A 10,302-nucleotide genomic window follows, 5' to 3' on the forward strand; every position below is an offset into this window, starting at 1 on the left:
CGCGACGGTGCCTGCATGCGTCCCGGTTGGCGCTCGGCGCGACATGCGCGGTGCGGCTTCGACCAACCCGGCCTGGTCCGGCGCCGGTTCTCGCGTGACGACCTCGCACCTCGCACGCGGTTTCGCCGCTCAGCCGGGAATGAACGGAAACACGATCTTCAGCAAGCCCTTCAGGCCACCCTCGGCAGTGCTGGCCACTGCCTTGGCGCCAAGGCTGTTGAGCGCGCGCCGGACATCTTCCCAACGCAGTTGCGCGATGTCCTTCTTCAGCAGGTCCGCCACTTCCTCTGCCGTGGGCGTGAGCTTTTGCAGTTCGCGCACGGTGGCCTGCGGATCCGGCTGCAGATAGCCCCAGCGTTCGGCGACTTTCAGCAGGGTGTCGAAGCGCACAGCGACCACGTCGCGATTGCGCTCGTACACCGGCAGGGCACCGACATCCAGGATGGCCTGCTCGAATTGCTGCGCGTCATCGGGGTGTTCGATACGCACCGCAAGAAAGCCTTCCTTGCGGCTACGTTCGCTGACGTGCTTGGCACCGGAGCGCAGGTTGTCTTCGGTGAGCACGTTGGCGACGATGCGCTGCATCGCCGCGTCGCCTTCCTCGGGCACCAGCGAGCGCCAGCGCGCATAGCCGTCACGACGCAACGCCTTGACCTTGGCCGAGGTCACCCGCAGCTGCAATGCGACCATCGCGTTGGAGCTGTTGCGCGAGATGGCGCCATCGCGTTCGAGCAGCACGAAGATCAGCAATTCCAGATCGCGCTTGGTCAGCGACTGGAATCCCTGCAGCAGGGTCAGGCGCAGGAATTCGTTGCCGAAGGCGGCCGCGTCCTTGAGTTCGATCGGTTGCATGGGGAGTCCTCCACGGGTGACCTGCAGGATGCCAGCGCGCTGTTGCGCGACCTGAGAACCGTTGCGACGTGCGCAGCAGTTTCAGCGTCCGGTTTCGCGCCCCGGGCGATCGGAGCTGAACGTTTCAACTGCGCCACGATCCTGCAAGGTGACGAACACCTGCTTGCCATCGCTGCCACCGAACGCCACGTTGCTGGCCTTGCGGCCTTTCAACGCGACCGTGCGCAGCAACGTGCCCTGCGGCGAGACCACTGCAATCTGTCCGGCATCGTAGCGGGCGATGTAGAGATTGCCGTCGGCATCGCAGCGCATGCCATCCATGCCGAAGTCGGGGAAGCTGATCAGCAGGCGTTTGTTGCGCAGGCCGCCGTCGATGCGGTCGTACACCCAGACCTTGCGCGACATGCTTTCGTTGACGTAGAGATGCCTGCCGTCGGGACTGACGTCCAGCCCGTTGGGCGTGGTCATGCCGGACTCCATCAATTGGACCACGCCCTCGCGGCTGATGTGCCACAGGCGGCCGCCGTTGTCCTTCCAGTTGGGGTCGCTTGCATAGAAGCTGCCATCGGGAGCAAGCGCCAGGTCGTTGGGACCATCGGCGTCGGGCAGCGAGGCGAAGGTGCTGACTGCGCGCGTGTGCATGTCCACGCGCAGGATCTTGTGGCCGGTGTAATCGGCCACGTACATCGTCCCGTCGCGGAAGCGGATGCCATTGCCGGTGCTGCCGTCGGGCAAGGTCACGAAGACCTCCGCTGTTGCGCTGCGGTGGGGGTGCAGGACGATGCGTGCGATGGTGCCGTCCTTGCCCAGGTTCACCGCGTACAGCGCGCCGTCCGGTCCTGCCGCAGGGCCTTCGGCATTGTGGGTGAAGGCGCCATCGCCGATCAGGTCGCGCGCAACGAAGGGCGCGTCGGCAGCGGCCGCCAGCGAGCTGGACAACAACAACGCCAGGGGCAGGAAACGACGGCGTGCGACAGCGATCATGCGGCATGCTCCAGATGGGATCGTTGCCAGTGTGCCAGAACGTGCGCAGCGGCCATGGCGGTGATCACGCGCGATCAAGTAAGGTGCCCGGGCAGCATTGGCCGACCAGCGACCAACAGCACCACTGCGCCCACCTGCGGGCAGTGCGCTTGGGGCGCGGTGCGGCAGGTACCACTGACACTGCAGTACGCGTGCGGCGTCGGCTGACGACTGCATGCGATGGTGTCAGCCGCTCTCAATCTTGCGAAGGAGGTTTGCATGTCCGTGGAATCGATCACACGTCGCCGTCTGCTCGCCGCGTTCGGCGGTGCAGGCATCCTGCTCGCTGCGCCCGGCTGGGCATTGCCGAAGAAAAAGCCTGGAAAACCGCTGAATGTGGCGCTGGCCGGCCTGGGCAGTTATGCCAGCGAGCAACTCGCGCCGGGCCTGGCGTTGACCAGGCATTGCAAGCTGGCGGGCATCGTCACCGGTACACCGTCGAAGATTCCGCAGTGGCAGGCCAAGTACGGCATCGCCGACCGCAACGTCTACAGCTACGAGAACTTCGACCGCATCGCCGACAACGACGACATCGACGTGGTGTATATCGTCACGCCCACCCACCTGCATGCGCCGTTGACCCTGCGCGCGGCGGCGGCCGGCAAGCATGTGTGGTGCGAAAAGCCGATGGCGATGCATGCCGGCGAATGCGAGGCCATGATCGCGGCGTGCAGGCGCAACAAGGTGGCGCTGACGATCGGTTACCGCATGCAGCACGAACCCAATACGCGCCGCCTGATCGCGATGGCCAGCGAGAAGCCGTTCGGCGCGATGCAACGCGTGCGTGCCGAGGCCGGCTACAACGGCTATCACGATGCGACCAAGGCCGATCGTCCGTGGCGCCTGCGTTCCCAGTTCGGCGGCGGGGCGATGTACGACATGGGCGTGTATCCGCTCAACGCCGCGCGCTACACGGTAGGCAGCGAGCCGCTGGCGGTGACCGCCAAGCGCTGGACCGATCGCCCGGAGCTGTTCGACGAGGTCGACGAGCATATGGACTTCACCCTGGAATTCCCGAATGCGGTGCGCGCCGAGTGCAAGACCAGCTTCGGGAAGAACATGAATGTGCTGCGTGCCGAGTGCGAGCGCGGCTGGTATGAGTTGTCGCCGTTCCAGAGCTACCAGGGCGTGACCGGCAAGGCCAGCGACGGGCGCGTGTTCGACGCCAAGGTGCCGCACCAGCAGGCACTGCAGATGGACGAGGACGCGCTGGCGATCATCAACGGCACCCCGCTGCGCGCGCCCGGCGAGGAAGGCCTGCGCGACATCCGCATCGTCGATGCGATCTACCGCTCGGCCCGCGAGGGCAGCAAGCGGATCGTGCTGTAAGCGCGGCCCGCTCCGTCGAGCGACGGAGCGGGCTGGCCCTGATCTGAGACAGCAGACTGGCTCAAGCCAGCTTGCCGCCACCAAGAGCTAAAAAGGCCTTCGCGGACGAGGAGGCCTTTCAATCCGACGCTAGAGCACCTGCTGTGCCATCGTACGGAACCAGCGCCTGCTGCGAGCCGCACGCCTACTCAGGTGCTCTGCATGGGCCCCCTGGAGGGGTGTCATGCACATCGGCACGCTGCCACTGGCCAATACCCACAGCAACTCCGCCGCCAATCACCCGCCTTTACGATTCCCGATTCCCGATTCCCGGCCCTCAGCCCCGCATCGCCAGCACCGTGATCTCCTCACGATCGTGATACAGCTGCTTGGCGCGCACGATCAGCGATTTCTCGGCCTGCTGCTCGAACAGGTCCAGGCATAGCCGGGTTTCGTCCCAGCGCTTTTTCATCGGCAGCTTGAGGTTGAAGATGGTGTTGCGGCACCAGCCTTCGCGGATCCAGGTGGCCATGCGTTCGGCCACGCGGCGCGGTTGCTCGACCATGTCGCAGACCATCCAGTCCAGCGCCTGCGCAGGCTTCCAGTGGAAGCCGTCGGCACGCAGATGCTCGACCAGGCCGGTTTCCAGCACATGCTCGCGGAGCGGGCCGTTGTCGACGCTGGTGACGTGCACATGCTGGCGGGTCAGCACCCAGGTCCAGCCGCCGGGCGCCGCGCCCAGGTCGGCGGCACGCATGCCCGGCTTGACCAGCGCCTCGCGTTCTTCCGGGGTGAGCAGGGTGAGCAGGGCTTCGTCGAGCTTGAGTGCCGAGCGCGATGGCGCCTCCGGCAACAGCTTCAGGCGCGGAATGCCCAACGGCCACGGCGCGCTGTCGGCGCTGTCGGCCACCGCCAGCAAGGCGTGGTCGCCATCGAGAAAGCAGACATGCAGCCGCGCCAGGCGCGGTTGCGGTTTGTCGGTCAGCAGGCCGGCCTTGCGCAAGGCCGGACGCAAGGCATTGCCGAAGCTGCGTGCCAGCCCTGCCAGCGGCTTGCCCGCGTCCGAATCCGGATGTTCCACCCACAGATCGCCGAAACGCGGCTGGCCTTCCAGTGCGGCCAGGATCGGCGTGATGCGGTCTTTCGGGTCGATGCCCTTGAGTTCGGCGACCACCACCAGCTTCTGCCGCGCAAAGATCAGCTCGCGCCAGTGCAGCCTTGCAGCCAGCTGTGCGGCTTCATCGCAGACGAACAGCACATAGCCGTCGTTGCGCTGGGTGCGCGCATAGCCGGCGATGCCGACGAAGGCGGCGCGTGCGCTCAACTCGGCAGCCAGCTCCGGCTCGAAGCCCTGGCGGCAGTAACACAGCAGGCCGCTCATCGCAGGGCCTGGCGGGCGCGATCGCTGCGCGGCAGGTCAATAATGGTCACCGCCGCCCTCGCCATAGGTGCGCAGCACCGCGCAGGCCTGGTCGCGATGCACGTCGCGCACCACCTCGATGCCGCGGCGGGTGAGCTCGCCCACCCAGTCGGCAGGCAGCGGGCCTTCGTCGAATTCGGTCAGTGCCATCACGTCTTCGGCGCGTGCGCCGATCAGCAGGCGGTCGATGCCGGCCCACACGGTGGCGCCGTAGCACTGGCAGCACGGCTGCGCAGAGGTGGCCAGCGTCACCGGCGCCAGCACATCGTTCAGGCGCGGCGTCTGCAGGCGCTGCTGGGCGAGCATGTAGGCCATGTTTTCGGCATGCGCCAGCGAGGTGGTCTGCGGCACCACGCGGTTCACCGCCGCGGCGATGATGCGGTGGTCCGGGCCGAACACGACCGCCCCGAACGGGCCGCCGCTGCGCTCCTGCACGTTCATCCGCGACAGCTCGATTGCCAGCGCCACCTTGTCCTCGTCGCCGGGATAGGCGCGGCTGTCGTCGACATGCGCGTGGATCCAGTCGGGCAGCGTGAGGTGGACGTGCGCGTAGAGCATCAGTGGACCATTTCTGTAGAGGGGGGAGCGGGGCGCAGTGTATCGGCCTGGGCGTCCTTTGCGGCACATTGCCCGGCCACGCACTGGCAGGCGCTGATCTCGCGGAAGCCGCACACGCTCATCATGCCGCTGGCCTGGCATTGCGCCTGCACGCCCTTGGGATCGGTGGCGCTGTTGACGTTGACGCAGGCCGGGAATGCGCCGCAGCAATTGCCGACGTCCTTCACCGTGCAGTCGGCGTCGGTGCGGCAGGTGGTGGTCACGGTGATCGGCTTGCCTGTTGCCGGCCCGCTTGCCGGTCCGGTCGCCGCAGGCGGCGTGGCCGTATCGGCCGGCGGGGCGGCCACGCAGCCGATCGACACCAGACAGGCCAGCAGCAACAGCGTGCTCAGACACCGGGATAACAGACGGGACATGCGGCCGCTCCGATCAGGACAGGTGAGCGGCCATGGTAAGCCCTGGATGTGCGAAATGTGGCAAGCCCTGGAGCAGCTGCGCAGGTCCAGGGCATCCGGGGCCTGCGCGTGTTGCGGCTGGTGACGCATGGCCAGGCACATGCCTGCGCCCGCAACATGCCCACTGCGTCAAGACAGTCAATGCTGTCTGCGCAGGGTCCTGCGGCAGCGGGTGGCAAGGTCCAGTTGCTGCATGCTTTCGTCGCGGCGATCGCTGGGCAGGTCGTCATCTGGCCGACCGGGAAGCAGCGTGCAGACCACGTCGGCCGGGGTCACCGCGTTCGAGACCGGTGGCTGCGGCGAGCAGCCAGCCAGGCCGATCGACAGCGAAAACACCGCATTGCGCAGCGTGCTTGCAGGTGGGCGTGAACGTGGTGGCGGAAGGCACATGGCGGCGTTGCTGGGGGATACGGCCTGCAATCTAGGCCGTTGCGCGCATCAGCTGCCGGCGTCATTTCGCTTCCGCATGCAGTGCTGCGCACCACAGCACGCCGACCAGCAGGCAGGCGATGGCGGCCAGCTCCAGCAGGGTGGGCAGGCGCATTTCCCAGGCAAAGCCGTACAGCAGCGCAAAGACCGTTTCGAACACGATCATCTGCCCGACCAGGGTCAGCGGCAGCACGCGGCTGGCCCGGTTCCACAAGGCATTGCCGATCACCGAGGCCAGGATGCCCAGCAACAGCGAAATGCCCCAGAAACTCGCCCAGTCGAGCGGGGCATGGGGCGCGCTGCCGAGCAGGGAAGCCGGCGCCAGCAACAGTGCCAATGCGCCGGTGACCACGCCGGTCAGCAGCGACCAATCGCCCCCGGACAGGTCCGGCCGCCGCCGCAGCCAGCGCGCATTGCCGATCGAATAGGCCGACCACGACGCCAGCGCACCGAACGCGCACAGCAGGCCGGCGATGCGGGTGGCGCGATCGCTGGCGTGCTGGCCGGTGTCGTGTTGCAGGGTGTCCACGGCGACCAGCGCCACGCCGACGACGCACACCACGCACGGCGCAGCCAGGCGTCGCAGCTGCACCGCGCCTGCGGCACGCGTGCCGATCACGGTGACCACCACCGGCAGCAGGCCGATGATCAGCGCGGTCGCCGCGCTGCCGGCCCACTGCACCGCGCTGCCGAGCAGCACGTAATAGATCAGGTTGCCCAGCAGGCTCAGACGCACCAGCGCCCACCATTCGGCGCGCCCCAGCCGCGCAGCGGTCTGCCGCGCGCGCGGTGCCAGCACCAGGGCGGCGATCGCGCCATACGACAGATAACGGGCAACGGCCAGTTGCAACGGCGTGAACGCCGCCAGCAACTGCGGCGCCAGAAACACCAGTCCCCATAACGCGCCTGCACCGATGCCGCAGGCAACACCCACCATCAAGCGCTCACGCATCGTGCTGCTCCTTCATGCCGTGCAGCATGCAATGAAGTGCGGCACGCAGTCTCCATTGCGCTTGCTCATTAACTCAGAAGACAAGGCTCTGAGGCGCGGTCCCGCTGGCTGCATCACGCGCGGTGGCAACCAATCCGCACCCCGATCGCCGCAGGCCAGCTATCGCTGCGGCTGCCTGCCGCCATATCCGCGCCGGATGGCTGGCATCCGGCGCAGGTTTCGACTCACTTGGCCCAGGTGTCGCGCAGGGTCACGCTGCGGTTGAATACCGGCGTGGCAGCGCTGTGGTCGCGGCGGTCGGCCACGAAGTAGCCGGTGCGCTCGAACTGGAACGCCTGCTCGGGCGCCGCCTGCGCCGCACTCGGCTCCACATAGCCGCGCACGCTGCGCTTGGACGCCGGGTTGAGATAGTCGCGGTAGGTCTTGCCCTCGGACTCGTCATCGGGCTTTTCCACCGAGAACAGGCGGTCGTACAGGCGGATCTCCGCTTCCACCGCATGTGCGGCGCTGACCCAGTGGATGGTGCCCTTGACCTTGCGGTTGGCGCCTTCCATGCCCGGACGCGATTCCGGATCCAGCCAGCCGCGCAGCTCGACGATCTCGCCGTCCGCGTTCTTGATCACCTCATCCACGCGTGCGATGCCGGCGCCGCGCAGGCGGATCTCGCCCCCAGGGACCAGGCGCTTCCAGCCCTTGGGCGGGACCTCGGCAAAATCCTCGCGCTCGATCCACAGCTCGCGCGCAAACGGCACTTCGCGCGTGCCGAAGCTGTCGTCCTTGGGATGATTGGAAAACTGCAGCGTCTCGGTATGGCCCTCGGGCAGGTTGCTCAGCACCAGCTTGAGCGGGTCGACCACCGCCATGCGGCGCGCCGCGGCCGCATCCAGGTCCTCGCGCAGGCAGCCTTCCAGCACCGAGAAGTCGATCAGCGAGTTCTGCTTGCTGATCCCCACACGATCCACGAACAGGCGCATCGCCGCCGGCGTATAGCCGCGCCGGCGCAGGCCCTGCAGCGTGTACATACGCGGGTCGTCCCAGCCATCCACCAGCCGTTCTTCCACCAGTGCGGTGAGCTTGCGCTTGCTCATCACCGTGTAGTTGATGTTCAGGCGCGAGAACTCGATCTGGCGCGGCTTGGCGGCCTCGCGCGGCAGGCCCTTGTCCAGCAGCGGCTGCAGCAGCTCCGGATGCGCGGCCAGGTCCACCTTGTCCACGCACCAGTCGTAGAGCGGGCGGTGGTCTTCGAATTCCAGCGTGCACAGCGAATGGGTGATGCCTTCCACCGCATCGCCCAGCGAATGCGCGAAGTCGTACATCGGGTAGATCGGCCAGGCGTTGCCGGTGTTCTGGTGCTCGACATGCTTGATGCGGTACAGCGCCGGATCGCGCAGGTTGATGTTGCCGCTGGCCATGTCGATCCTGGCACGCAGGGTGCGCGCACCATCGGGGAATTCGCCGGCACGCATGCGCCGGAACAGGTCCAGGTTTTCCTCGACGCTGCGCTCGCGGAACGGCGAATTGCGGCCGGGCTCGGTCAGCGTGCCGCGGTACTCGCGCACCTGTTCGGCGGACAGGTCGCAGACGAAGGCATGGCCGTCGCGGATCAGTTTTTCCGCAGCCAGGTAGTACACCTCGAAGTAGTCCGAGGCATGGCGCAACTGCGCCCACTCGAACCCCAGCCAGCGCACATCGTCCTGGATGGCGACCACGAACTCGGGGTCTTCCTTGGCCGGGTTGGTGTCGTCCAGGCGCAGGTTGCACAGCCCGCCGAACTCGGCCGCCAGGCCGAAATCCAGGCAGATCGCCTTGGCGTGGCCGATATGCAGGTAGCCGTTGGGCTCGGGCGGGAAGCGGGTGCGGATGACCGTGTGCTTGCCGCTGGCCAGATCCTCGCGGACGATCTGGCGGATGAAGTCTTTCTTCTCCGCCGGGGCGGTGGCGTCGGTGGCTGGGGTCTCGGACATGCGCGCATCAGCAATAGGTAAACCGCAAGTTTAGGCGGTGGCACCGGTTAGGGGTAGGCGGCAGGGGTGTTGCGTGGTGGGCTGGGGCGTTCTGCCGCGGCGCGAAGCGCCAGCAGGCCTGTGGGCCAGCGCCACCAGCGCCATCCAGTGGTGGCATGGGCTCCTTCACGGGCGCTATCGGCTGCAAGGTGTGAGCGTCGGTGCGGTCGCGGTCGCGCAGGTGGGTGACGGCATGGCGGGAGCGCCCGATCGGCCACGGCTGGCGGCCGCCGGCGCCGACGCGTACGCTGCGCCGACCCTCTGCAGCGAGCCGCGCATGCCTTTGCCCCGCCTGGTGATCGGCGACAAGACCCTGTCTTCCTGGTCGTTGCGGCCTTGGCTGCTGCTGCGGCACTTCCAGGTGCCGTTCGACGAAGTCCGCCTGCCGCTGGACACACCCGAGTTCCAGGCGCGCATTGCCGGTTATTCGCCGACCCGCAAGGTGCCGGTGCTGTGGGATGACGCCCTGCATGTCTGGGACTCGCTGGCGATCTGCGAATACGTCAACGACCGCTGGCTGGACGGCCGCGGCTGGCCCGTGGACCTGGCCGTGCGCGCGCAGGCGCGGGCGGCTGCGGCTGAAATGCATGCGGGCTTCGTCGCGTTGCGCACCCAGCTGCCGATGAACCTGGCCCGCACGCCTGGCCCGGCCCGTTGGGACGCCGCTGTCGAGCGCGACATCACCCGCATCCAGGCGCTATGGGCCAGCCTGCGCGCCGAGCACGGCCAGGTCGGCCCCTTCCTGTGTGGCGACTTCGGCATCGTCGACGCGATGTACGCCCCGGTTGCGCTGCGCTTTGCCAGCTACGGGGTGCCGCTGTTCGAGGCTGCCGGCGATTACCTGGCCGCACTGGATGCGCTGCCGGCACTGCGCGAGTGGAAGCAGGACGCCGAACGCGAACGCCTGGAGCGCGGCTGACATGCAGATCGCGTATCGCGCCAGCCACATCATCGACGCGCACCTGGCCAAGCACGCGCTCGAAGATGCCGGCATCACCGCCTTCGTGTTCGGCGAATCGCTCTTGGGCGGTGCCGGCGAACTGCCTGCCTTCGGCGTGCTGCAGGTCTGCGTGGCCGACCTGCACCTGAGCCAGGCACAGGCGGTGCTGGCAGAGATCGGCCTGTGCGGCGAGGTCACCCGCGCCCTATAGCGCGCCACCAGCGTAGGAGCGCACCCGGGCGCGACGGGGCTTTGCGTAGGAGCGCACCCGGGCGCGACGGGGCGTTACCGGTGAAGCCTCGTCGCGCCCGGGTGCGCTCCTACGCTGGTGGGCGTTGGGGATTGATGGTGCGCATCATTCC

11 protein-coding genes are annotated in these 10,302 nt (G+C 67.4%); 3 read left to right on the forward strand and 8 right to left on the reverse strand.

Annotated elements, in window-relative coordinates:
• Positions 1 to 129: 129 nt before the first annotated feature.
• Positions 130 to 852, reverse strand: a complete 723-nt coding sequence (locus tag C0541_RS03005) for a hypothetical protein (protein ID WP_104598523.1) — start codon at positions 850 to 852, stop codon at positions 130 to 132.
• Positions 853 to 933: 81 nt separating this feature from the next.
• Positions 934 to 1,836: an SMP-30/gluconolactonase/LRE family protein gene (locus C0541_RS03010; protein WP_115045612.1), complete on the reverse strand. Its 903-nt coding sequence runs from the start codon at positions 1,834 to 1,836 to the stop codon at positions 934 to 936.
• Positions 1,837 to 2,094: 258 nt separating this feature from the next.
• Between C0541_RS03010 and C0541_RS03015 the strand changes: the two genes are divergently transcribed.
• Entirely contained in the window at positions 2,095 to 3,204 is a 1,110-nt protein-coding gene (locus tag C0541_RS03015; protein WP_115045613.1) for a Gfo/Idh/MocA family protein, read from the forward strand.
• 316 nt (positions 3,205 to 3,520) lie between these two features.
• Here C0541_RS03015 and rlmM read toward each other — a convergent pair whose 3' ends face one another.
• The 6 genes from rlmM to C0541_RS03045 form a co-directional block, all read right to left on the reverse strand.
• Positions 3,521 to 4,564 carry a 23S rRNA (cytidine(2498)-2'-O)-methyltransferase RlmM gene (rlmM, locus tag C0541_RS03020; RefSeq protein WP_115045614.1) on the reverse strand — a complete coding sequence of 348 codons (1,044 nt, stop codon included), beginning with the start codon at positions 4,562 to 4,564 and terminating at the stop codon, positions 3,521 to 3,523.
• A gap of 36 nt (positions 4,565 to 4,600) precedes the next feature.
• Positions 4,601 to 5,161 (reverse strand): nucleoside deaminase, encoded by a 561-nt coding sequence (locus C0541_RS03025; protein WP_115045615.1) that lies wholly within the window; start codon positions 5,159 to 5,161, stop codon positions 4,601 to 4,603.
• Complete coding sequence (locus C0541_RS03030; RefSeq protein ID WP_115045616.1) at positions 5,161 to 5,577, reverse strand: hypothetical protein; 417 nt, start codon at positions 5,575 to 5,577, stop codon at positions 5,161 to 5,163. Before C0541_RS03030 ends, C0541_RS03025 begins: the two co-directional genes overlap by 1 nt.
• A 177-nt stretch (positions 5,578 to 5,754) precedes the next feature.
• Positions 5,755 to 6,006 (reverse strand): hypothetical protein, encoded by a 252-nt coding sequence (locus C0541_RS20985; protein ID WP_193725855.1) that lies wholly within the window; start codon positions 6,004 to 6,006, stop codon positions 5,755 to 5,757.
• A 61-nt stretch (positions 6,007 to 6,067) separates the two neighbouring features.
• Positions 6,068 to 6,997 (reverse strand): DMT family transporter, encoded by a 930-nt coding sequence (locus tag C0541_RS03040; protein ID WP_115045618.1) that lies wholly within the window; start codon positions 6,995 to 6,997, stop codon positions 6,068 to 6,070.
• 224 nt (positions 6,998 to 7,221) lie between these two features.
• Positions 7,222 to 8,961, reverse strand: a complete 1,740-nt coding sequence (locus tag C0541_RS03045) for a glutamine--tRNA ligase/YqeY domain fusion protein (protein WP_115045619.1) — start codon at positions 8,959 to 8,961, stop codon at positions 7,222 to 7,224.
• A 316-nt stretch (positions 8,962 to 9,277) separates the two neighbouring features.
• Here C0541_RS03045 and C0541_RS03050 point away from each other — a divergent pair, with 316 nt between their 5' ends.
• Both C0541_RS03050 and C0541_RS03055 read left to right on the forward strand, forming a co-directional pair.
• On the forward strand, positions 9,278 to 9,919 hold the full coding sequence (locus tag C0541_RS03050; protein ID WP_115045686.1) for a glutathione S-transferase family protein: 642 nt from the start codon (positions 9,278 to 9,280) through the stop codon (positions 9,917 to 9,919).
• Position 9,920: 1 nt separating this feature from the next.
• On the forward strand, positions 9,921 to 10,151 hold the full coding sequence (locus tag C0541_RS03055; protein WP_016900736.1) for a DUF2007 domain-containing protein: 231 nt from the start codon (positions 9,921 to 9,923) through the stop codon (positions 10,149 to 10,151).
• Positions 10,152 to 10,302 lie beyond the last annotated feature (151 nt).

The organism is Xanthomonas arboricola, from assembly GCF_003353015.1.
Classification (GTDB): domain Bacteria; phylum Pseudomonadota; class Gammaproteobacteria; order Xanthomonadales; family Xanthomonadaceae; genus Xanthomonas; species Xanthomonas arboricola_E.

Excerpts from the sequence above, each read along its gene's own strand:
- C0541_RS03005 (WP_104598523.1), bottom strand. The coding sequence starts at position 852 with ATGCAACCGATCGAACTCAAGGACGCGGCCGCCTTCGGCAACGAATTC.
- C0541_RS20985 (WP_193725855.1), bottom strand. The coding sequence starts at position 6,006 with ATGTGCCTTCCGCCACCACGTTCACGCCCACCTGCAAGCACGCTGCGC.
- C0541_RS03040 (WP_115045618.1), bottom strand. The coding sequence starts at position 6,997 with ATGCGTGAGCGCTTGATGGTGGGTGTTGCCTGCGGCATCGGTGCAGGC.
- C0541_RS03025 (WP_115045615.1), bottom strand. The coding sequence starts at position 5,161 with ATGCTCTACGCGCACGTCCACCTCACGCTGCCCGACTGGATCCACGCG.
- C0541_RS03050 (WP_115045686.1), top strand. The coding sequence starts at position 9,278 with ATGCCTTTGCCCCGCCTGGTGATCGGCGACAAGACCCTGTCTTCCTGG.
- C0541_RS03010 (WP_115045612.1), bottom strand. The coding sequence starts at position 1,836 with ATGATCGCTGTCGCACGCCGTCGTTTCCTGCCCCTGGCGTTGTTGTTG.
- C0541_RS03030 (WP_115045616.1), bottom strand. The coding sequence starts at position 5,577 with ATGTCCCGTCTGTTATCCCGGTGTCTGAGCACGCTGTTGCTGCTGGCC.
- C0541_RS03015 (WP_115045613.1), top strand. The coding sequence starts at position 2,095 with ATGTCCGTGGAATCGATCACACGTCGCCGTCTGCTCGCCGCGTTCGGC.
- C0541_RS03055 (WP_016900736.1), top strand. The coding sequence starts at position 9,921 with ATGCAGATCGCGTATCGCGCCAGCCACATCATCGACGCGCACCTGGCC.
- rlmM (WP_115045614.1), bottom strand. The coding sequence starts at position 4,564 with ATGAGCGGCCTGCTGTGTTACTGCCGCCAGGGCTTCGAGCCGGAGCTG.
- C0541_RS03045 (WP_115045619.1), bottom strand. The coding sequence starts at position 8,961 with ATGTCCGAGACCCCAGCCACCGACGCCACCGCCCCGGCGGAGAAGAAA.